The organism is Leptospira paudalimensis (assembly GCF_026151345.1).
GTDB lineage: Bacteria > Spirochaetota > Leptospiria > Leptospirales > Leptospiraceae > Leptospira_A > Leptospira_A paudalimensis.
Genome location: NZ_JAMQPR010000001.1, coordinates 972,412 through 994,716 on the forward strand (window position 1 = coordinate 972,412; position 22,305 = coordinate 994,716).

A 22,305-nucleotide genomic window follows, 5' to 3' on the forward strand; every position below is an offset into this window, starting at 1 on the left:
CGTGGAATTAGAAAAAGAAGAAATTGTCAGAGTGTTGGTTTTAGAACCACAGAAAAAATCATACGATACCATTTCGCAATTACTCGTGGAGTGGTTTGGTGAATACATTGATTTGACGTGGCGATCTGTTTTTGAGAATGGAGCCGAGGAAATTAAAAAAGTTCAATATGACCTTCTCATCACTGAAATTCAATTTCCTGAATTAGAGGAATCTTCAGAATCTATCTTAGAAAAAATAATGGATATGGCTGGTCCTTCCGAACTTCCAGTGGTTGTGTTTACCAAGGCCGAAGGAAAACAACTGCCAATCCTTGCGTTTCAATTAGGTATCAATGAATACTTCAGCAAACGTAGGTTAAAGAAAAATATTTTAGAACATCGATTCCGTAATTTGTTCCGGGAGATTTATCGTAAAAAAGTAGTATCCATCCAAATGGATGATAGTTTGAAACGTTTCCAAGATCTATATGGAATGAACCAATCAGAGATTCAAGATTTGAATACGATGGTTAAAAAGTTTAAAAAAGAACTTGAGAAAGAATATGAAGAAAAGTTAAACTTAGAGTTTGAAAAAAAGAAAATGCAAAACGTATTTGGGATGTACGTTGATCCTATCATTGTTGAAAGTTTAATGAATAATACATTATCATTAGATCAAAAAGGAAAGGAACAAGAAGTTTCTGTATTGTTTTCTGATATTCGTGGTTATACATCCTTATCTGAAAAAATGAAACCTGAACATGTGATTTCCTTTTTGAATGAATATTTCACTGCTATGACAGAAGTGATTTTGGGATATGGTGGGATGATCGATAAATACATAGGCGATTCCATCATGTGTTTGTTTGGAGCACCGGTTTTTCAAGAAGATCATAGACAAAACGCTCTCGATTGTGCATTAGAAATGTTGCAAGTATTTGAATTGTGGCAACCCAAATGGAATCAGATTTATGGTTTCACTCCGCAGATTGGAATCGGTGTGGCGTCAGGGAATGTGATTGTAGGAAACGTGGGTTCGTTTCAAAAACTTTCTTATACAGCAGTAGGGGATACAGTGAACATGGCAAGCCGATTGGAGTCCATGGCTAAGCCAATGCATGTTTATGTATCAGAAGGTTTATATAACCATCTACCAGAAGAGTATTCTAAAAAATACCGATATGAAGAATTAGAACCTGTAAAAATTAAAGGAAAAGAAGGTTTACACAGAATATTAAGTGTAAAACCAAATTAATGGTTTTATAGGGTGCTACAAAACTGATACAATTCGTTTGTTTTCAGTTTTTCATCCTTGGTTGTTACATACACTTTCATATCTTCAATTTCTAAACCCAAAACACTTCGGTATTCTTCAAATTTTTGAATTGTATCTGGTTCTTGTTTTCCATGGCATGTTAGTTTGGCAATCACACCTGCAAAACCAATGATTTGACCGAGGGAGGTTTGTTCTGCAATTGGTTTTGCTAAATCTTCAATGGAGGAGATGATGATCGAAGGCATTTTCCAAAGTTTGGCTGCTGCACTTCCCATTTCATATGAATCCACACCATATGCTTTTTTTTCCAACGTGATGAGACTTACATCAGATGTTTGGAATTCTGTTAACACTTCTACATATTTTTTGCGATCTATTGTATTCAAAACAATACGACCCAAATCTTGCATAAGTCCACATGTAATGGCAAGTTCGGCTTCTTTTTTGAATTTTTTTTCTTCGCAGAGGATTTGAGCAAAAATTCCTTTTGCAACGGAATGATCCCAAACTTCATCACGGAATTTTTTATAATTCCCCTGGCTAAAAAGAGAATCTGTCATCGACATCGCCACCATACTGCGAACGGTTTTAAAACCGAGACGAGTGATGACCTGTTTCATATTGGCAACAGGATTTCCGCGGGAGAAAAAAGGAGAATTGGCTAATTTTAAAAGCCTTGCGACAAGGACTTGGTCGGATTGGACTTTTTTCTCTAACTCACCAAAGGAAAGTTCATTATCATCGTCTAGGGAAAGTACGGAAAGTAAGACTGGCGGAACAATCGTCAGATCTTTAATTTGGGATAAGTATTCTTCCAGTGTTGCCATAAGTTTTGGGACCTAAAGTCAGAATTTAAAATCTTCTGACGATGGAAACCAAAATCTAAGCTTTATCTGGCAACGATTCTTGCGAATTCAATTCCTTTGAAATAGTGTTGTAAAATTTCTTTGTGGTTGAACTGACTTTTTGCCATTGCAAAACTTCCCCATTGAGACATTCCCACACCATGACCAGAACCTAATCCTTTCACATAAAAATCACCCGACTCTTCTTTTCGAATTCCAAACCGAGTAGACTTTAGTTTTGTCGCACCGATTTTTTTTCGAAATTCAGTAGCTTTGATTCTTTTGGTTCCAGATGTTCCTATAATTTCTAATTCATTCACACGAGACGTTGGAAATCGATTGGCAACAATGATATCTTGGATATCACCAACACCTAAGTCACGTAAGCTGTTATTAACATAATCAGTTTTCCATTTTTCTTCCCATGAATATTGATCTCCATCCTTATCATATTCAGATGGAACTGGTTTTAAATATTCAACAGAATTCCCCCATACATTTGCTGGATCTTCCGTGTAACCGCCAGCATTCGAATGGAAAAAACTTTGGATAGGTTGTCCTTTGTGAATGAGGATCAGGCCTTCCGTTTCAAATACAGCTTCGGATGTATTTTTATGTTCTTTGTTTTTACCTTTGTAAACTTGAGTATTCGTTGATGTGTCGACATCATACTCTTGTTTTTTTCGATTTAACATTTCTTTTACAACATACGTTCTCGCACAAATGGCTTGTGCTTTTAAAGCTTCTTTGGGCCAAGAAGCACTCACTTCAGAAGGTACAACCGATAGTAAATATAATTCTACTGGAACAATATTGATGATGAGAACTTTTCCATCAATGGGCTTTAGTAAAATACTGCCACGGTAACTCGCACCTTTGTAATCCACCCACTCTGAATTACTTTGAATGGATATAGGCGCTTTGATCGCTGTTGGATTTAAGGATAAAAAATCATATGCTTTTTTAATAGTGAGATCGTTTGCATCTTTAACTATGATTTCACCTGAGGATTTAAAAATTTCTTCATCACTCGCATAACCAAGGAGAACTCTTACTGGTCTCGATTTGAAGTTGGATTCATCTGGTGCCCAGTTTGTTACCATAACACTCGCACATCCGATTTGTCCTAAAATGACGATGCAAAAAAATAAAATCGCAGTCCGTTGTTTCATAGTTCCCTCCCTATTATTTTCGGAAGAAAGAGAAAATCGATAAAGGGATTTTATTGGTGTTTTCTGCGAAAGAAAAGGACGGATTCCGTATGCGGTGTATGCGGATAAGGATCGATCAAAATTCCATCTACATAGTCATAAGCCGACAAAAATAAAGTCACATCATCTTTTTGTGAATAAGGATTACAAGAGACATAGAATACAAATTCAGGTCCGAAGTCCCGGATCCAATGGTTCACTAGTTTTCCAGCACCGGCTCTTGGCGGGTCTAGAATCAAACTTGCATTTTCTTGTTTTTTGAGTCCGTCTGTAGAAAGAAATAAATTGGCCACTTGGAAGGAATGAGATTTTGTAGGGTAGGTTTCTTTGAATAATTGAGAAGCAGTTACGATCGAAGATTCTGTGAGTTCGTAACCATCAACATGTTGGAAATGTTCACCGTATAACAAAGAAAAGAAACCATTCCCACAAAACAAATCAATCAACGTTGACTGATCCTTCGCCATTCTTTCCTTTATGAAATTTAAAATAGGTAAAAATCCATTTGGGTTTGGTTGGAAAAAAGAATCAAATGGAACTTCAAATCGATGGCCAAGGACCATTTCGGTAAAACTATCTTTTCCTCGTAAAATTTCAGGTCGGCCCACTGCCGAAACTTCTGATTTGGGACGGTTGTAACAAAATAGCAGTGAAGGTTGTAACAATTGGGAAAGGCATAAGTTTCGAAAGGATTCCATTTTGGGATTTGCTTCGTAACCTTCAGTGAATGTAAAAATGAGAATTCCATCCTCGGTATTTTGCGCCTTACGAATGGTTAGGTATTTTAATCCTCCAACTTCTGATTTTCTGTCCCATATGACTTCTGGCATTTGGTCGAGAACAGATTGTACATCCGCTAATGCTTGGTTCGCCCAAGCTGATTGGATGGAACAATGTTTGATGGGCACAACCTTTCTAAAATTCCCACGTTGCCTTTGGCCAATGATTGGACCTGGAAATACAGAAAAATCCATCCGCGAGCGGTAGGAATACGTTTCTGTTTGAGGGACTGGCTTTAAGGAAATTCCTAAATCTTTTTGGAATAATTGTAAGATTGGTTGGAATTTTAAGTCCAATTGGGTTTCGTATGGTATGTGTTGGCCTGTACAACCACCACAATTGCCAAACACATCGCATTGCACCAAATCCCAGTTGTGGTTTCGTATGATTTCATGGATTTTTAAGGATCTCTGGCGTGGTCGTCTTTTGACATATTCAACTACGAGTTCGTCACCTGGATGGACAAAAAAAATGTCCACCTTTTTTCCGTTAGGTGCAGTAACGATTCCCGAAAAGTCGGAATTGAGTCCTTCTACTTTGACCTTGTCCAATGTTTTCTACTTGCCAGTTCCTTTTCTTTTGAATACGATTTCTGACATGGTTTTTTCGAAAAGACTCTTTTCCACATTTGTTCTTCCTTTCATTCTTCTTTTTTCCTTTTCGCAAGTTTCGGGACAAGTATTACTCACAAATCAAATCTTAGATTTAAGATCTGAATCTTCCTTCGGAAAGGAAATTCATAAATGGACTTTCAAACCAGGTGATTCACCTCGAGTGACGGAAAACACAGAGGATGATTTGTATTTGGATGAGGACGAAGGTGAAATCAAAGCACATGTTTTTTCGTATGCACAACCAAACTTAGATGAATCGGTTCGGACAGGATGGATATCTGGATTTCAAATTCAAACCGGTTGGGACAAGGTGACCGATGGTGATGGCGAATTGTATTTCCCCAGTTTTTTTGATTATATGGAGAAATACAAAGGTTATGGTTGGTATCGGACTGAGATCATTATCACGAGTAGTGACATCCAAAATAAATTCAAATCAAGAAATTTAAGCTTAAGGCTTGGGCAAATTAGCCAAGCAGATGCAGTGTATTGGAATGGTAAGTACATTGGTGGTACTGGATTACTTCTCGATACTGATACCAATGTTCAATTAGATGATAAATCTCTTTATAGTGATAAAATTAGATTTTATCGAATTCCGTTCCATTTATTAAAGATTGATGAACCGAACGTACTTGCCGTCAGAGTGTATGCAAAATACCCGTTGAGTCCAGGTTTATCCCATGATAAATTTTATATATCTTCTTATAAGTATTCAGAACGAGCTGAGTATTGGAATGATTTTAAGAAAATATTTGTCATCGTATTGACTATTTTACTTGGATGTTTCTATTTATATTGGCAATTTTTATTCCGAAATGAAGAAAATGCAACCATATACTTCTCATTAGGTTCTTTGTTTATGGCACTGAATACATTGTTCCAGAGCCAAATCATATATTCAATTTTGAGTGATGGTTTTTGGATTAAAAAATTGGAGTATGTTACTTGGATTGCACTTGTCCATTTTTTATTTAATTTTATCGTACGATTTGCTCATGTTCGGAGTGGTTGGATTAAGTTGACAAACAGATACATTGATGGTGCTGGCATTGTATCCGCAATTGTAGTTCTATTATCTCCCAATTTACTTTTTTTATCTAAATACTTTTTTTATTGGAGTTTCTTTACAATTCTTCTCGGAGGAGCTTTGTTTTACATTCTGTTCCTCGGGAGAAAAGTTCCTTCGATGGGAACGGTATCATTTGGTTTTTTTGCATTCATAATGCTCATGTTAAATGATATTTTTGTGGAAATGCAATGGGAATGGTACCCAAGCCATACATTTGTGAAGGATTATGCATTTGCTGCCTTCACCATCTCAGTTGCATTGTCCATTGTGAAAAACATGATTGATTCACGTAAGATGGTGGAAAAACAAAAGGAAGAAAAAGAAAGGTTGTCCCGCTATTTTTCACCAGCAGTGATGGAAACGATTGTAGCAGACAATATTAAGTTAGGTGGCGAAGAGAAAGACATTGCAACTTTGTTTTCAGATATAGTTGGTTTTACAACATTTGCTGAAAAAAATCCGCCAGGAGTCGTTTTAAGCCATTTAAATACAATATTTGAGTCCTTATCGGATTTGATATTTCATTATTCAGCTACTTTAGATAAATTCATTGGAGATGCCATTATGGCATTTTGGGGAGCACCCAAACAAACGGACCTCGATGCTTATCATGCAATCGCTTGTGCAGTGGACATGCAAAAGAAAATGGTTGAGATCAATGAACAATTAGGTTTAGAACCAGGAACTTTCCGATTACGTATTGGTGTGAATTTTGGGGAAGCGATTGTCGGTAACATTGGATCAGTCAAAAGAATGGATTATACTGTCATCGGTGATGCAGTGAATACGGCAGCAAGACTGGAAAGTCATGGAATACCAGGAAAAGTCGCCGTATCGGAAGCTGCTTTCCTTGCTGCTGGCGGAGAAAAATACATCGAATTTGAAGATACTAAAGAGTTAAACTTAAAAGGGAAATCAGAACCTGTAAAGGTTTACTTTGTAACAAAAGTACTTCCTAGAGATTAGTTTTCTTTTTTTAGTTCTAACCACTTTTTCCTTTCAGAAGTGGTTAGTTTTTCGATGGCATAACGAAGCATCGTACGAGGCATTTTTGTTGCATGATTTTTGAGAAACATTCGAAGAGTTTGTATGTCTCGTTTGCCGATTTCGCGTAACATCCACCCCGTTGCTTTATGGATGAGATCGTGATTGTGATTTAAAAAATGTTCACATAACGATAGTGTTTCTTCAAATTTTCCTTTTCTGATCCAATGGAACGTACTGAGTATTGCGATTCGATTTTCCCATAAATCTTTCGAGTTCCTAAGTTTGTGAATTGTCACATTATTTTTATCAAAATAATAATCACCTATGATTTTATCGGCACTTACATCCACCAAGTCCCAGTTATTGATGTACTTTGTATTTTTTAGATAAAAATTGACTATTTTATCTTTTTCCATTTCTGTTATTTTTTTGGTTTGGTATTTTTGAATGAGGATGAGTAGGGTTGTGAGACGTACTTCGTGGTAAGGAGAAACAATCAGGGTTTGTAAATCATCTAAGCTAAGGTTTTTTGAATATTTTTTGGCAACTAATCTTTGTTTGGGTACAGTAATACCAAGGAATTGGTCACCTTCGCCATATTCTCCTGGTCCTGTCTTAAAAAACCGAGGGAAAAATTTAGCCTTATCTGAATCTTTTTGTTTGTATAATTCCTCTAAAAAAATTTCTTTTAACTCTTTCATACACCAAAACTCACAGTGAGATTCGCGTTTGTCATATTTTCAGCAACTGTTTCACATTCTTCCATACTCCCTTGGAAACAAATGGCTTTACCTTTCGAATGAGCTTCCATTGCAATTTTTTTGGCATCTCGTTTTGTTTTGAAACATATTTTCATCAAACAGTCTTCAACATACGAAAACTCATGGATGGAATCATTGAATAAAATAACAAAATAATCGTAAACAGATTCACTTTTTAAATTGGTTTTCTCTTCAAATATCGGTTGGATCGGCTCTGTCATGGGAAGAGTGAGTTGGATTTTCCACTCAGTTCACCAATATACTCCATATAGGAATTCAATTTAAACTTCTTTTTTGTTGAATCGGAAGACATAAAACGCACATTTCCAAATACATTTCGTTCGGGAAACCATGGTCTATCAAAAAGTCCAAAACACCATAAAATTCCTGTGTATGAATTTGGATTCCTACCATCGTAAGCATATTTATTATTGAGATGTTCTAAGATCGTAAATGCTTCTTCATAAGTCTTGGACCATTCAATGACTTTTTTCCCCCATAACATACGCATATAGTTGTGCATTCTGCCAGTTTGGACCAGTTCAGTTTGTGCAGAATTCCAAATTTCATCATGGGTTTTTGCAGATTCAAATTGTTCTAATGTATAAATGTATTCCTTGTGATCTTTATTGTGTTTTTTGAAATTTTCTTTCACCCAATCTGGCAAATGGTTGAGTGTGATGTTGTTAGGTTTGTCTTTCCAGAAAAATAGATAACCAATGTCACGCCAAGTGACCAGTTCATCTAAAAAATGATTGGTGGCAACGGATGGAGAATAAAAATTTTCCCTGTCACCTGGTTTTGTATGACTCAATCGTTCCGGATTCCATTTTCCATTAGAACCATGTTTTAACACTGCATAAAAAATTTCTTCCAGACCAATCCAACCAAAGTGTAAATATGGGGAAAGTCCACTGGTTGCAGTTTGTTCGGGTCGATTTGGTTCTGATCGTTTTGTAAGATACAGATCCAACTTCTTTTTGATAAACACATCTAACAATCGCAAGGCTTCCTTTCGACCACCTTTCACATCTTTCACGGGAGAGACTTGGTTTTGGAAAGGAATTGTTTTTATGATAGATTCGATGGATTTTGGAAGCCCAATTTTTTGATTTGGTTTTGTTTTCCCTCTGGTATTTGTTAGGTCTTCATTTTTCCAAATGGGTTTACTGGGAGACGGAAAATTGGAGTTCAATTCTTTATGGATCCATAAACGAAGGATTCTTGCTGCACTTGCTGGTTTTTGAAACCGAGAGAAGGGGATGATCGAATTTCCATCTACCGAAAGTAATTGGCAGTCTATCTTTTGTGCTAACTTTGCTGTTTGTTCTGGTATGATAAAACATGGAAAGTCATCAGTGACGATCACACATGCGTTCTCGCATATCTCCTTGAGTAAACCTTTTCCTAAATTTTGTGGAGTTTCGACAAAGGGCCAATAGTTGATTCCGAGTTCGTCTGCTCTTGTTTGGTTCTCAAACATACCTTCCAAGATGAATTTGTGAATTCGTTCTGAATTCCACGGATAATCCATACGTAGGCCTTCATATACAATGAGTTCTTTACCCAACTCACGAGTAAGTTTTACTGCATGTTCGAAGGCATGGTTGGCATCAAATCGTCTGTAGGCTTGCATCCAATAGAGGACATAGGTTTTTTGGTTACGAATCGGTTTGTCGTTACAGATACGGATACGTTCAGAATTCACTCCTATTAGAGGGGGAATGGAGTCAGCTTGTAATGGTTTTTTTGGGCAGATCTTATTTCATAAGGCGGATTGCTTATAATTTAATCATTCTGTTTTTGAAAATATCAGATTGAGTAAGAGTTCTAGAGAAATTGGTTTCCTCTCCTAAATGGTCAGATTGGATTTTAAGGCATATTGGAGGGTTTTTAGGCACCACTTGATTTTTTTTGGACAATTTGAATCGATTTTTCTCATCGGGTACCAATCTTGCATCCTTCTTCAGCAAATAACATGGAAAGGATACATGGCAATATGAAACAATATTTCAAATCAATCGCCTTCCTTCTCCTGGTAGTTCCGATGTTCCTTTTTGCAGATGAAGCTGCAACCGTCGTGAACCCAGCAGAAGAAACCGCAAAAGCAATCCAAACATTAACTGTAGGACTAGACACATTATGGGTATTAGTTGCAGGTATGTTGGTGTTCTTTATGAATGCTGGTTTTGCTCTCGTTGAATCAGGTTTTGCACAATCAAAAAACACAGTGAACATCTTAGCAAAAAACTTTATCGTTTTTGCAGCGGCAACTTTCTCTTATTGGGCCATTGGATGGGGACTCATGTTTGGTGATGGAACTCCATTTTATGCAACAGATGGATTATTTTTCCTAGGTGGTCTTGATAACTCTCCTGCCATAGGAGATGAATACAAAGGTGTTTACTCTTCCATGAATTGGACGGGAGTTCCCCTTCTTGCAAAATTTTTCTTCCAACTCGTTTTCGCAGCCACTGCAGCTACCATTGTATCGGGAGCAGTTGCCGAACGAATTAAGTTTCATTCCTTTTTAATATTCTCTTTTATCCTTGTTGCCGTGATGTATCCTTTCACAGGCCATTGGGTTTGGGGTGGTGGTTGGTTATCTGGACTTGGTTTCCATGATTTTGCTGGTTCCACCGTCGTACACTCTGTAGGTGGTTGGGCTGCCCTTGCAGGAGCCATTGTTCTTGGTGCAAGAAAAGGAAAATTCTTACCAGATGGACGTATCAAACCAATCCTTGGTCACAACATGACTTCTGCTGCTTTAGGAACTCTAATCCTATGGCTAGGATGGTTTGGATTTAACCCTGGTTCAACGATGGGAGTTGGTGATGGTAGTGTAATGTCTCATGTCATTGTGACAACGAACATCTCTGCTGCACTTGGTGCACTAGCTTCAACCGTCACTGCTTGGATCATCTTAAAAAAACCAGACCTTGGTATGATTCTAAACGGAACACTTGCGGGTCTTGTGGGTATTACTGCTCCATGTGCGATTGTTAGCCCTACATCTGCTGCAATTATCGGTGCAGTTTCTGGTGTGTTAGTCGTATTATCAGTGTTATTTTTTGATAAAATGAAGATTGATGATCCTGTTGGAGCAACTTCTGTTCACTTAGTTTGTGGTATTTGGGGAACTTTAGCGGTTGCAATCTTTGGTTACGAAGGTGCCCCTGCTGGAGTAGAAGTTCCTTCAATCGTAACTCAACTTTATGGAATATTGGCAATTGGTGGATTCACTTTTGTTGTATCTCTTGTCCTTTGGTTTGTGTTAAAACTAGCTGGTGGAATCCGAGTGAGTGAAGAAGAAGAATTGAGTGGATTGGATCTTGGGGAACACGGAGCAGAAGCTTACCCAGATTTTAATATCCGAGTTCGTGGGTAAGGAAATAGGAGTTAAACATTATGAAAATGATCATTGCAATCATCCAACCACATAAGTTGGAAGAAGTTAAAGCAGAGTTAACGAAAAACGAAATCTATCGTTTAACAGTATCTGACGTTCAAGGTTATGGACAACAAAAAGGAAAAACTGAAGTTTTCCGTGGCCATGAATATACAGTGAACCTCCTTCGAAAAGTAAGATTGGAAATTGCTGTAAATGATGAATTCGTAAAACCAACTGTAGACGCTATCTTAAAGGCAGCTAAAAGTGGTGACGGAAAAATTGGTGACGGTAAGATTTTTATCACTCCATTAGAAGAAGTGATTCGAATCAGAACTGGCGAAAAAGGCAAAAACGCCATTTAACATTCCTTACTAAAAGGATAAATCGGAAAACGTATGGGTGTGAAAGATTCACTCATACGTTTTTTTTATTTAATTCGTATTAGAAAGGTATTTGTTCCTTCTTTTTTGTTCTTTAGAATCAATCCTAAATTTACTTTGAATCCACCTAGGCGATATGGGTTTGATAATCGTTCCAAAGGAATGTTGACACCATTGTAATGAATGGAGTTGATGCTTCCCTCATCTGACTTAATCTCGTAAGTGATTTCGAATTTTGTATCAAATCGTACAAAGTTGAATTGGAGACCATTGAAATCACTTAGCATCATCGGATCAAAAATAATACCATCATGGAAACATTGGATCCCAAGTAGCGACTCATAAAATAATTTTAAAAAAATTCCTGGACCACTGGAATAAACCCGCCAACCTCCTTCGAGTGGGATATCTCCTTTCCATAACATTTCGTAATTTTTTTCTGCATCTTCTCTATCCAAAAAACATACATCCGAACTCGAGTAATAACAATTAGATTGACGCAATCGACTTTGGGGTATGCGTTTTGTGATACCGATTGGGTTTGTTAGATTCAATTGTGTGAAAAATTCATTTGATTTGCCCATATAAGCCAAGGCTTCACAATACCGCAGGTGTGCATGTGTGTACATGAGTCCAATTTCCCTTCCAAAGTAACTGGCTGTCTCTGCCCGCTTAAAAAAGGTAGACTTCCCTTTTTGGTATAGTACTGGCTTATTGAATAAACGAACTCCATCAGGTCCAGTTAAGTGTTGTTTGATGATTTCTAAATGATATTCTGCTTCCTCCAATGTGAAAACATTAGAAAGAATTCCATAAGTCATGGGGAGGATACTGTATTCAATTTTGGTTATGTTGTCTTTTGGATGTAAGAAGAAAACTTTTTTTTCATTTGGGGGAAATTGAACAAGTCCAGCAATGGTATGATCTTCCATACATTCAGAATGGATCTGTTTTGTTAGAGTATGAAATAAGGTTTGGTATTCTGATTTTTTGGTTTCATTTCCGATCCAATCATAATACCAGATTAGTTTTTGAAAGAGTAGGGATTGTAGTTCCGCAGTCCATGTGCTCACAGCTTGGCATTGAAACGATGGTACTTTTGGTTGCATCGAATCATTCCAATCACCATTTCCATATTTAGGTAAAATTGTATACTGGATGAACCGATTTTTGATTTCGAGTAATGTGATTTCAATTCCGTTTAAAATACTACGTTTTGAAGATCTTGTTGGGTTTGTCGTAAATTCATCTAATAAGGACCTGTCATTACTTCTTTCTAAATAGGTTAAAATGCAAATGATAGGCCAATAGAGTATGTCCCCATGGGAATCATTGGCTCTTATATGTTTGTCCCTTGCATATAACATAAACCATTGTGGCCAATCTCCGTCTTCATTTTGTTCACTGAATACATGGATGAGTAATTCACGTATGGCTGAAAAATTTCCAGATGATAATAGGAATTCAAAAGTCCCTTGGCATACATCTCTTGTTCCCCATCCTCCTCCTGAAAATTGTTCCAATCCTCTTGGGTTTAAAAAATGAATTTCAGCATTTTGTTTGAACCAAGGTAATATATCAATCATCTCTAAAAGTTTTACATTGTTGAGTGTCATTGCTGAATTCAGTAGGGATTGGTGTTCGATCCCATTATCTTTTTTTGGAATATAAGACTTTTTAGCTTCTATCGCATCATCCAATTCTCCGTATATTTGAAACTTAAGTTCGGAATGGATCTCTGTTTTGATAGTGAGATAAGGCAATCCAAGTGACTTTTCCGATTCAAATAAAAATCGATCGTCTGAGACTAACAATCGAGATATCTGATCAGAATGAATTCGAAATCCTTTTCCATCCAATCTTTCATACAGGGAACTCTTTTGATTGGGAGTAATGATTATAACTTCGTTCTCGATGTTTATGTTAGGTGGTATTGGTAAATCTCCGTTTTCACCGTCAAGTCCCGTGGAAAAGGAAAATAAAACTTCCAATGGAGAACCAATCGAATGCAAAAATGATACTGAAAGTGAATCATCAAGGTTTGATTTCACTTGGATTCTAATTGTATTTTCCTCGAGAAGATACACCCATTCTATAACATCGGGAAGGTATGTTTGGTAGGATGGATTTCCTAATTTTTTCCAAACAGAATTTACCTTACAAAAAATACGAAGTCCTTTGGAGTTACTCGTTCCTAAGTCTCCTAATTTGCGTGATAACAAAAGGTTTAAGCCCGTGTGACCTTGTGTGAGTTGGGAAATAAAGATTCCATTAAAATAACAAGTAGCAGTAAGAGATGATTCTCTTGGTACAAACTCATTACCAGTTCGAAGGATTTGTCCTTGTGGTCTTAAGCAATGGATTTCTTTTTCTTTGAGAGTCACATGTTTTGATTGTTCGGTAAAAAAAGAAAGCAAACTTCCTTCTTGGCTGAATTCAATGTTCCGCCAAGGATTCGGAAATAGTTCCTTTAATTGACTCTTTGATACATGTTCACCCTCTATACTTTCTCCATGATGGAACAAACTAATGTTTGTTCCACTTCCTTTCCCTAATTCAGAATCATTTACCTCCCAACCATGTTGGCAAAGTTCGATTGTATCGGAGATAGAAGGTGACTGCTCAATGGTTTCCAAGTTTTCAAAGAGGAAAGAATAAAAATGGCAACCAAATGATTGGTTCGGTTTTAGATCCAGCTGTTCTGTTCTAAGACCCACCACCGAATGTTCTCCTTGGAGCCTTCTGTTGGGAAACTGAAACAATTTACCTTGGTAAAAAATATCCCTCCCATCTGTCGCATAAGAGTTGATTGTTTGGTCTGAAAAAGTAAGGCATGCTGGATTTTTTCCGAATACAGTTTCATTCTGTCTCGAAAGAATGGAAATACCAAATTCTTTCGTATTCAATACTTCATGGTGGATGTATTGCGAAACAAAGGCTTCATTAAGTTTTGCAGAAGAAAGATCACAAAGACCAAGATCGCATGTATTCACAAAACCAATAGTCACAGTATCATCAATCACATTAGTTACTTTTGAGTGCACTCTCCAACAACTCAGAGTTGGGTGTAATTGAAGATTTGTGATGATTTCTAATCCATCAATGTTTCGTTGGATGGAAATTGAATTTTCTGAAGTTTTGATAATGGGAGAGCCTAGCGGTGAAAATAAAGGTAAAGTAAATCTGTGAGAATTTTTTTTATATTCGATTGTAAGATTGGTAATGCTTGTTTCTAATTCATTTCCCAAATACAAATTTATGAATATGTTCTTAAAAAAAATAGAATGGAACGAAAGATTGGATAAAATTTGAATTTTGAGTCCAGATTTGTTATGGAGTAAATACATCAATTTTCCTTTAAGAATGGACTCATTGGATTCAATGTCCATTTACCAAAATGACCAATGTTTAAGTGGTAATCATATTCAAGTGCAGTTTCTTCCCCTTTTGCTAATATGATGGTAGTGATCCCAAGAGAATGGAAATTCTTTAATACTTTTGAAACTTCGAATTTTCCGACACTGGAAGTTGGTCTGTCAATGACAACAAACTTAGGTTTTGCAAATTGGATTCTGATTGTTGCTATTTTGAATTTTTCAGCTAATGACAGTTCGTCGTCCCATTCCTTGAGTGCCGACAATCCACCTAGTCGTTTGACAAGTGTATCTAAACCATGGTATTTTAATTCTTTCATCACTTTTGAGTCAGGAATTGTACTTCCTAAAATTGCGGGAACAATGACATTGCGTAACCGTCCCGGTGGAAGGTAAGGTTGTTCTGGTAAAAATAATACTTCGTCACGATTAGGTTTTAAGATTCGTCCTTCGTCTTCTTTATTTAACCCCGCTAGAGTTCGAAAAAAAATCAGTTTTGTGTTTTCATCAATAGCCGTAATGAGCCAACGTTCCTTTCTCTTCATTTTAAGATTCAGGTTTTGGATGAGAAATTTGGATCTGTCAATTGCATACAAACTAAGTTGATCAAAAATGATCTCGTTTAAGTGAAAATTATCTTGTTCTTTCTGTTTTACAGTTCTAATTGATTCTTCCATTGCTGTATCTAATGATTGTAATCGTTTTACAACAGCACTAAAGGAAGAAATTGATTGGAATTGTGTGACGATTAGTGAAAATGCATTCAATAATGTAGTAAATGCAAGCCCTGCTTGTGTAATCACTCCAAATTGAATTTCTCCTCGCATATAACTTGGTGCAATCAGTAACATCGGTATGATTTGAATGAAATAATTGTAACTATTGGTAAAAAGACTTAATCGTAAATTGACAGAGATTAATTTTTTGAAGTTAGTTATTAGTTTTTTCAATTTTGATTTTAAACGAACAGACATTCGTAATTCACGATGGGTTAGGGCAATGGACTCTGCATGTTGTTTGATATGAAGTAAATCAGACCTGTAGTTTGCTTCTAAATCGAGTTGGTTGTAGTTGATTCGAATCAAATCCTTACCTAAAAGAATTGTCGAAATGGTTCCGATCATTGCATATAGTATAGCAACAAAAAATAAAATTGGATTGATACTCCATAGTACACCTGCAAATGAAACCGCAGAGAAAACTCCTCCTAAAAAAAGTAAGATAAAAGACAATGTAGTGGTAGTGAAGGCTTTTACATCATCTGTGATCCTTTGGTCAGGATTTTCGATTCCTTTTTTGTTTAGTATGGAATGATAAGTTTTTTCACTTAAATATGATTCCGTAAATCTCCAAGTTAACTGCTCTCTCCATAATATTCCCAATCTTTCTTCAATAAATCGATAAATGGCCCCAATACCTGATGAAATGATAAATACAATTCCATACAGCAGAGCATAATGAAAAAAAGACTGCGATTTTTTTTGTTCTAAGGCTGAAATAAAATCTCTACCTACAAAACTATTTAGAACATTGAATCCATTGAATGTTATGACAAGAAAGAGCAAAAATACACTATATCGGATTGCTGTAGGTCCTTGTTTTGATTGAAACAATTGAGAAATGAATCGAAGTAAATGTTTAGTAATGGATGGTTTGTTAGGTTCTGTCAGCATGAATGAATTTTGATTTCATTTGAATCAAAATTCATTGGATTGCAAGGTTTATTTTAAGATTCTAATAATTGAATAGTGATATCGGTCCAAACTTCTTTTAAAACTAAAGAAATCTCATGATTCCAGAGCTCAGAAGATGTTTCTTTCAACGTAGTTAAAAATACAGGAACAAGTTTGGAGAAGTTTTCTCTCGGAATTGAACACATGAGGTAATAGTTTTCCAATTTAGATATTTCTTTTTTTAAGGATTTTGGATTGCCCAGTTTATCAACTATCGATTCTATCACTTGGTGTAAAGAAATCAAATCTCCTTCATAAGTTGAATTCGAAATTCCCAAATTTACATTTTGGTTTCGAAAAGATTCAATTTTGTTTTCATAAATATGAATCCAACTGGGGTATTTAGCATTGATCTGATCAAAGTACTGTTGGACGAACAGGATGGGATCTTTTTCTTTGAAGCCGATAACGGAGTATGCTTTCATCACATCCGATTTACCTCTCAGTTTTGTGACTACTTTTTTATCAATGGACAATGATTTACCAATCGTATCATAAATGACATCCGATACCAAAAAACGGGTGTTTGTTTTTTTATTTAATGCTTCGAGCCTACTTGCAACATTCACTACATCACCCAAAACAGTTTGGCTCTTAAACTCGGAGTGACCAATATCTCCATAGATGACATTCCCTGCATGTAGTCCCAATCGAATATCAAATGTAAAATTGAAACGATCTTTCATTTCTAAATTGAATTTCTGTAATTGATCAAACATTCGCAAACAAGCACGAAGGGCAGATTTCATTGTTTCTGTTTTGAGATTTTGGTTCTCTTTCGCTTGGGATTGTTTGGTGCCAGTTTCATTTGGGATTTGAAAAAACGCTAATATTCCATCACCAATGAATTTATCAATTTCTCCGCCGTTGTTGAGAATGGGTTCACTCATTTCATGAAAAAAACGATTCAATACAAATACAACATCATACGCTAAATTGGATTCTGTAAAAGACGTAAACCCTTTGATGTCCAAAAACAAAATCACAGCAAAACATTCTTCTCCAGTTTTCGAAGACTTCGACTCACTTGTGACTGTTTTTAAATCTTTATTATCACGAATGATCCTTCGCACTCCAATGTCTCCAAACACTTCGGTTTGGCAGGCCAATCGAATTTCACTTGGCCAACCTTTGCGGTCAGCGAGTAATTGTTCTCTTTCATTTCGGTTGCTTAAGTTGGAAATTCCTTCCGAAACATAAACGCGACAAGTGGTACACTTTGCGTTCCCACCACATAAATGATACAACGGATAATCATGTTTGAGTGCAGTTTCTAAGATGGTTGTCCCTTTTTTTTCAGATTTTAATTGGGTGGTTTCTTTGTCGTAAAATATGATCTGCAAATTTTTAAATCCAAGTATCAGGCGAATGAATTTAAAATACGGGAATTTTGGAACTGGAGCAAGTAAGAATTCTTGTTTTTGGCCAAAATTTAAACCATCGAAGACCAAAATTGGGAAAACTGATAAAAAACTAATTGCATTAGTTAAATAAACTAATTATATTAGTTTTATGAAAATACACTACCACTATTTCCCCATTTTATTACCCATTCTCTTCCCAATCTGCCTTTGGGCAGATGATTTCCAAAAGAGCGAGAAATTGATCACTTCTTATTTCCCGTTAGAAGAAGGAAAAATTGCCTATACGAAGTCTGGATCAGGCAAACAGAATTTTATCTTATTACCTGGGATAGGTGATCGAAAGGAAAGTTATTCGGATTTGGTCCATTTATTAAACAAAGATGGGAACGTATATGCCTTTGATTTGCGAGGTATGGGAGAATCAGATGTTAGTTTTTCTTCCTATGGACCGAAGGAAACCGCTATGGACATTCTCTCCTTCATTCAGAGAAATAATCTGCAAAATGTTTACATCATTGCTAATTCGATGACAGCGGCATCTGCTGTTTACATCCAGTCGAAAGAGAAACAACGAGTGTTGGGAATGGTTTTATCAGGACCTTTTGTTAGAGACAAAGAACCTATGTCTTGGGGATTAAAATCGATATTACAAATTGCCTTTCGTGGTCCATGGGGCCCAAGTGCCTGGGTCAAATTTTATGAATCTCTTTTTCCGATCCAACCACCAAAAGATTTGGAAGCACGTAAGGAAAAACTCAAAGAAAATTTAAAAGAAAAAGGAAGGATGGCCGCACTTCGTTCTATGTTATTTGCACCAAAAGAAGAATGTGAAAATGAGCTTGTCCATGTAAAAGGGAATCACATCATCATCATGGGATTAAAGGATCCTGATTTCTCAAATCCGGAAGAGGAAACAAATTGGATACGGGATACCATTGGTGGAAAGGTTTATCTTTATGAAAATGTTGGACATTATCCTTTTGTAGAAGAACCCAATCGTTTTTATTCAGATTTAAAATCATTATGGCAAAAAAAATAAAAAACAAAATCGGAAGACCCAAAAAAGGCCAAACCCAAATCAGTCGTAGTTTGATTTTGGATTTAGCTTGGGAAACCATTCAAAACGTTGGGTTTTCCGAATTTCGTTTGGCAACTGTTGCAGAGGCACTTGGCATTCGAACACCTTCGCTTTATAACCATGTAAAGGACACAGAAGATATATTTGGAGAAATTAAAAAGAGGGCCTTGCAACTATTAGGTGACAGACTAGAAGAAAACTTAAAAAAAACCGATCCCACTAAGGAACGGATTCCAAACTTTTTAAAATCCTATCGAAGTTTTGCCAAAGAATTCCCTCATATGTACCCACTGGTCATCGTTTCTACCGAATCGGATCCGGAACTCAAATTACTGGGAGATCGAATTTTACAACTCTGTATGTTTGCATTCCAATTCGAAACTTTAGACAAAGAAGTGGTCCATCGAATTCGGATCATTCGTTCTCTCGTACATGGATTTATTGATCTGGAACGAGAGGGTGGTTTTGGCCGTAAGGAGTCAGTCGAAGAAAGTTTTGTGAAACTAACAGAATCTCTCGAAACAGGAAAACTCTGGTAAAACTTTACTTTTCGGGAGAATGAGCGTGCGAAAACTGGGATTACACTTATGGCAGCACTTACGATTACATTACCCGATGGAAGTTCCAAGGAACTCGAATCCGGAAAGTCATTTTCTGATTTTGTCCAAAACCAACTGCCTTTCTTAAAAGAGAAAGCTCTTGCCGTTGTCTTGTCCGATGGACGGACTGTTGATTTATCTTTTGTTCCTACCGAAAACACGAGTGTCAAATTTCTCACCTTTGATGACAAAGATGGAAAAGAAGTTTTCCACCATTCCTCTGCCCACTTACTAGGGATGGCTGTCCAACGATTATGGCCTCATGCAAGACTCACTGTGGGTCCTGTCATCGAGAATGGTCCAGGGTTTTTCTTTTACGACATTGATTTTGGTGAAACCATTATCACTGTGGATGACCTACCTAAAATCGAAGTGGAGATGGGAAAAATTGTCAAGGAAGACCTTACCGTCAAACGTTGGGAACTTTCTAAAGAAGAAGCCATTGAAAAATTTAAAAAAGAAAATGAACCTTATAAAGTAGAACTCATCCAAGGGTTTGATGCCGCCTCTGTTTCGTTATATGGACAAGGGGAATGGTATGACTTATGCCGTGGGCCACACGTGGCACGCACTGGCCAACTGAAAGCCTTCAAACTCACAGCCATTTCGGGCGCTTATTGGAAGGGTGATTCCAAAAACAAACAGCTCACTCGTATTTATGGAGTGTCTTTTCCCACCAAAAAACAGTTAGATGAATATATCTTTCTCATCGAAGAAGCCAAAAAAAGAGACCACAGAAAACTCGGGAAGGAACTTGACCTTTTTAGTTTCCAAGACGAAGCTCCTGGCTTTCCGTTTTGGCATCCAAAAGGTACTGTCCTTTGGAACACTCTTGCATCTTACATTCGAGAAGAGTGTTTTAGACGGGGCTACCAAGAAATCAAAACTCCTGCCATTTTAAACTCATCTCTTTGGAAAAAATCAGGTCACTGGGATAATTTTAAAGAAAACATGTACTTCACTGACATCGATGAAAGTGAGTTTGCCGTCAAACCGATGAACTGTCCTGGATGTTGTTTGATTTATAAATACCACATGCATTCCTATCGGGAATTACCCCTTCGGTTTATGGAACTCGGGAATGTTCATAGGCATGAAATGTCAGGAGTTCTACATGGGCTTTTCCGTGTTCGTGCATTCACACAAGATGATGCCCATATCTATGCACCATTGGAAAAAGTAGAATCCGAAGTCGAAGACATCATTGATTTTACCTTTGACGTGTACAAAAAATTTGGGTTTACCGAATTCAAAACTTTCATTGCAACTCGACCCGAAAAATCACAAGGAAGTGATGAAGATTGGAACCTCGCCACACAAGCATTACATGATGCTCTAAAGAAAAAAGGAATCGAATACGGGATCAAGGAAGGAGACGGAGCATTCTACGGACCAAAGATCGAGTTCAATATCAAAGATTCACTTGGTAGGTTATGGCAATGTGGAACTGTTCAAATTGACTTTTCAATGCCAAATCGTTTTGAACTCGACTTTACAGCGTCTGATGGAAAAAAACATGCACCAGTCATGATCCATAGAGCCATTTACGGATCGCTCGAACGTTTTATTGGAATTCTCATCGAACACTTTGAAGGAAAATTTCCACTTTGGTTAAATCCGATTCAAATTCGTGTCTTAACTGTGGCAGAAACACATAGTGATTATGCGAAAGAAGTATATCAAGATTTAGTAATGCATGGATTTCGAGTCGAACTCGATGTTCGGAATGAAAAAATTGGAAGTAAAATTAGGGATTCCATCATGAAACGGTGCAGTTATACGCTCATCCTTGGGGATAAAGAAAAAGAAGCAGGGAATATTTCTTACAGAAGAATGGGAGAAGAAAAAACAGAAACTGTTTCTCGTGATGGTTTCCTCTCTCTTCTCAAAGGGGAATTGAACTAAAGAAATTTCTTGACTAACACTGGTGGGCACATAGTGTTCCTACCAGTGCTTAAGAGTCAAATTGTATCTACATCGAAAGAGCCAGTTACTCTTTATCTGGACCTTCCGATCCACCCACCGTATGACGTCTGTGATGCGTACGATGCCATTCCCATGATAAACCTTCCCATTACGGATGGTGTTACTCTCGGATGGAAGGTGAGTCATATGCAATTTGTGGATGGAATGCGGAAAGATGTTTCATTTGATTGCCCAAATATTGTCATCACTGGGGGACAAAATTTAGGGAACAAAGCTGTTTCTTTGTATGTAGTTGCTGCCTTTTACGATGTTTCCGATCGCTTATTGTCTTGCCAAACATCCGAACACTGCGTCCAACCTTGGGAACGTTTTGATGTCCCTGGTTTATGGAGCCGATTTCCATTTTCTATTTCTGAAATTTCTCGAGTCTCCTTACGGATTACGATTTCCGGATGTGATACAAATGACAGAATCGAGAGCCCTATCCCAATCACTTCAGCGAAACCTTTCAAAAAAGAATCCAAACGAGAATGGAAACGAGCCGAACATGTGGTTGGCACTTACGGTTTCCAAAAATGGAATCCAGGCAAAGGGGAACTTTTGTATGCAACAGAGCCTCTCACCAAAGAAAATAAACTTCGATTCCGATTGGAACGAAAGGAAAACCAAGGGTTTCATTACCTAGCAATTGTTCCCACCACCAACCCGATTCCGAGTGACCGCAAGTATGACAACCTCATCCAATATGTGTTGTATGATGAGTTCGGTCAGATTTGCCATGGAGGATCTTGTATGGGAATGGGAAACCATGGGGAATACCTTTCCCTTGTCCCCATTTTACCTGAAATCCTCCAAAAAGAATCCCTTTCCATCGAATATGTGGTGTGGGAAGGGCCTTCAGGAACGCTTTAACCCCTGAACATGTGCATTTGCAA

Annotated in this window: 17 protein-coding genes; 8 read left to right on the forward strand and 9 right to left on the reverse strand. The window is 37.2% G+C overall.

Annotated features, from left to right (window positions below):
* The first annotated feature begins 1 nt into the window (after position 1).
* Positions 2 to 1,234 carry an adenylate/guanylate cyclase domain-containing response regulator gene (locus tag ND855_RS04415; protein ID WP_265357359.1) on the forward strand — a complete coding sequence of 411 codons (1,233 nt, stop codon included), beginning with the start codon at positions 2 to 4 and terminating at the stop codon, positions 1,232 to 1,234.
* A gap of 5 nt (positions 1,235 to 1,239) precedes the next feature.
* Here ND855_RS04415 and ND855_RS04420 read toward each other — a convergent pair whose 3' ends face one another.
* The 3 genes from ND855_RS04420 to ND855_RS04430 form a co-directional block, all read right to left on the reverse strand.
* Complete coding sequence (locus ND855_RS04420; RefSeq protein WP_265357360.1) at positions 1,240 to 2,082, reverse strand: HDOD domain-containing protein; 843 nt, start codon at positions 2,080 to 2,082, stop codon at positions 1,240 to 1,242.
* Positions 2,083 to 2,144: 62 nt separating this feature from the next.
* Entirely contained in the window at positions 2,145 to 3,272 is a 1,128-nt protein-coding gene (locus ND855_RS04425; protein ID WP_265357361.1) for a SpoIID/LytB domain-containing protein, read from the reverse strand.
* A 50-nt stretch (positions 3,273 to 3,322) separates the two neighbouring features.
* Complete coding sequence (locus ND855_RS04430) at positions 3,323 to 4,642, reverse strand: class I SAM-dependent RNA methyltransferase (RefSeq protein ID WP_265357362.1); 1,320 nt, start codon at positions 4,640 to 4,642, stop codon at positions 3,323 to 3,325.
* 46 nt (positions 4,643 to 4,688) lie between these two features.
* Here ND855_RS04430 and ND855_RS04435 point away from each other — a divergent pair, with 46 nt between their 5' ends.
* Positions 4,689 to 6,743: an adenylate/guanylate cyclase domain-containing protein gene (locus tag ND855_RS04435; RefSeq protein WP_265357363.1), complete on the forward strand. Its 2,055-nt coding sequence runs from the start codon at positions 4,689 to 4,691 to the stop codon at positions 6,741 to 6,743.
* Here the strand turns inward: ND855_RS04435 and ND855_RS04440 are convergent.
* Genes ND855_RS04440 through ND855_RS04450 form a run of 3 tightly spaced genes read right to left on the reverse strand, consistent with a single transcriptional unit; the run spans position 6,740 to position 9,233 of the window.
* On the reverse strand, positions 6,740 to 7,465 hold the full coding sequence (locus ND855_RS04440) for a DNA alkylation repair protein (RefSeq protein WP_265357364.1): 726 nt from the start codon (positions 7,463 to 7,465) through the stop codon (positions 6,740 to 6,742). The two genes, ND855_RS04435 and ND855_RS04440, sit on opposite strands and share 4 nt — an antisense overlap.
* Positions 7,462 to 7,746, reverse strand: a complete 285-nt coding sequence (locus tag ND855_RS04445) for an ATP-dependent Clp protease adaptor ClpS (RefSeq protein WP_265357365.1) — start codon at positions 7,744 to 7,746, stop codon at positions 7,462 to 7,464. Before ND855_RS04445 ends, ND855_RS04440 begins: the two co-directional genes overlap by 4 nt.
* Positions 7,743 to 9,233, reverse strand: coding sequence for a cryptochrome/DNA photolyase family protein (locus ND855_RS04450; protein ID WP_407658699.1), 1,491 nt, complete (start codon positions 9,231 to 9,233; stop codon positions 7,743 to 7,745). Before ND855_RS04450 ends, ND855_RS04445 begins: the two co-directional genes overlap by 4 nt.
* A 291-nt stretch (positions 9,234 to 9,524) precedes the next feature.
* Between ND855_RS04450 and ND855_RS04455 the strand changes: the two genes are divergently transcribed.
* Together ND855_RS04455 and ND855_RS04460 are read left to right on the forward strand one after the other, a co-directional pair.
* Positions 9,525 to 10,913 (forward strand): ammonium transporter, encoded by a 1,389-nt coding sequence (locus ND855_RS04455; protein WP_265357366.1) that lies wholly within the window; start codon positions 9,525 to 9,527, stop codon positions 10,911 to 10,913.
* Positions 10,914 to 10,933: 20 nt separating this feature from the next.
* Positions 10,934 to 11,278 carry a P-II family nitrogen regulator gene (locus ND855_RS04460; RefSeq protein ID WP_012389358.1) on the forward strand — a complete coding sequence of 115 codons (345 nt, stop codon included), beginning with the start codon at positions 10,934 to 10,936 and terminating at the stop codon, positions 11,276 to 11,278.
* A 65-nt stretch (positions 11,279 to 11,343) separates the two neighbouring features.
* Here the strand turns inward: ND855_RS04460 and ND855_RS04465 are convergent, their stop codons facing one another.
* The 3 genes from ND855_RS04465 to ND855_RS04475 are packed head-to-tail and all read right to left on the reverse strand — an operon-like array spanning position 11,344 to position 17,746.
* The gene (locus ND855_RS04465; RefSeq protein ID WP_265357367.1) at positions 11,344 to 14,685 is read right to left on the reverse strand and encodes a GH36-type glycosyl hydrolase domain-containing protein; all 3,342 of its coding nucleotides are present in this window, start codon (positions 14,683 to 14,685) and stop codon (positions 11,344 to 11,346) included.
* On the reverse strand, positions 14,643 to 16,343 hold the full coding sequence (locus tag ND855_RS04470) for an ABC transporter ATP-binding protein/permease (protein ID WP_265357368.1): 1,701 nt from the start codon (positions 16,341 to 16,343) through the stop codon (positions 14,643 to 14,645). The genes ND855_RS04465 and ND855_RS04470 overlap by 43 nt, the downstream gene beginning before the upstream one ends.
* Before the next feature lie 53 nt (positions 16,344 to 16,396).
* Complete coding sequence (locus tag ND855_RS04475) at positions 16,397 to 17,746, reverse strand: adenylate/guanylate cyclase domain-containing protein (protein ID WP_265357369.1); 1,350 nt, start codon at positions 17,744 to 17,746, stop codon at positions 16,397 to 16,399.
* Between the two features lie 169 nt (positions 17,747 to 17,915).
* On the opposite strand from ND855_RS04475, the gene ND855_RS04480 reads away from it, so the two are divergent.
* From ND855_RS04480 to ND855_RS04495, 4 genes are read left to right on the forward strand one after another with little or no spacing between them, the layout of a single operon-like run.
* Positions 17,916 to 18,806, forward strand: coding sequence for an alpha/beta fold hydrolase (locus tag ND855_RS04480; RefSeq protein ID WP_265357370.1), 891 nt, complete (start codon positions 17,916 to 17,918; stop codon positions 18,804 to 18,806).
* Positions 18,791 to 19,384 carry a TetR/AcrR family transcriptional regulator gene (locus tag ND855_RS04485; protein WP_265357371.1) on the forward strand — a complete coding sequence of 198 codons (594 nt, stop codon included), beginning with the start codon at positions 18,791 to 18,793 and terminating at the stop codon, positions 19,382 to 19,384. Before ND855_RS04480 ends, ND855_RS04485 begins: the two co-directional genes overlap by 16 nt.
* 48 nt (positions 19,385 to 19,432) lie before the next feature.
* The gene (gene thrS, locus ND855_RS04490; RefSeq protein WP_265357372.1) at positions 19,433 to 21,349 is read left to right on the forward strand and encodes a threonine--tRNA ligase; all 1,917 of its coding nucleotides are present in this window, start codon (positions 19,433 to 19,435) and stop codon (positions 21,347 to 21,349) included.
* Positions 21,350 to 21,358: 9 nt separating this feature from the next.
* Positions 21,359 to 22,282, forward strand: coding sequence for a hypothetical protein (locus ND855_RS04495; RefSeq protein ID WP_265357373.1), 924 nt, complete (start codon positions 21,359 to 21,361; stop codon positions 22,280 to 22,282).
* The last annotated feature ends 23 nt before the right edge of the window (positions 22,283 to 22,305 follow it).

Bases quoted from the DNA above. Each gene is read 5' to 3' on its own strand.
- ND855_RS04435 (WP_265357363.1), top strand. From the start codon at position 4,689: ATGGTTTTTTCGAAAAGACTCTTTTCCACATTTGTTCTTCCTTTCATT.
- ND855_RS04465 (WP_265357367.1), bottom strand. From the start codon at position 14,685: ATGGACATTGAATCCAATGAGTCCATTCTTAAAGGAAAATTGATGTAT.
- ND855_RS04460 (WP_012389358.1), top strand. From the start codon at position 10,934: ATGAAAATGATCATTGCAATCATCCAACCACATAAGTTGGAAGAAGTT.
- thrS (WP_265357372.1), top strand. From the start codon at position 19,433: ATGGCAGCACTTACGATTACATTACCCGATGGAAGTTCCAAGGAACTC.
- ND855_RS04445 (WP_265357365.1), bottom strand. From the start codon at position 7,746: ATGACAGAGCCGATCCAACCGATATTTGAAGAGAAAACCAATTTAAAA.
- ND855_RS04470 (WP_265357368.1), bottom strand. From the start codon at position 16,343: ATGCTGACAGAACCTAACAAACCATCCATTACTAAACATTTACTTCGA.
- ND855_RS04420 (WP_265357360.1), bottom strand. From the start codon at position 2,082: ATGGCAACACTGGAAGAATACTTATCCCAAATTAAAGATCTGACGATT.
- ND855_RS04485 (WP_265357371.1), top strand. From the start codon at position 18,791: ATGGCAAAAAAAATAAAAAACAAAATCGGAAGACCCAAAAAAGGCCAA.
- ND855_RS04480 (WP_265357370.1), top strand. From the start codon at position 17,916: ATGAAAATACACTACCACTATTTCCCCATTTTATTACCCATTCTCTTC.
- ND855_RS04425 (WP_265357361.1), bottom strand. From the start codon at position 3,272: ATGAAACAACGGACTGCGATTTTATTTTTTTGCATCGTCATTTTAGGA.
- ND855_RS04455 (WP_265357366.1), top strand. From the start codon at position 9,525: ATGAAACAATATTTCAAATCAATCGCCTTCCTTCTCCTGGTAGTTCCG.
- ND855_RS04440 (WP_265357364.1), bottom strand. From the start codon at position 7,465: ATGAAAGAGTTAAAAGAAATTTTTTTAGAGGAATTATACAAACAAAAA.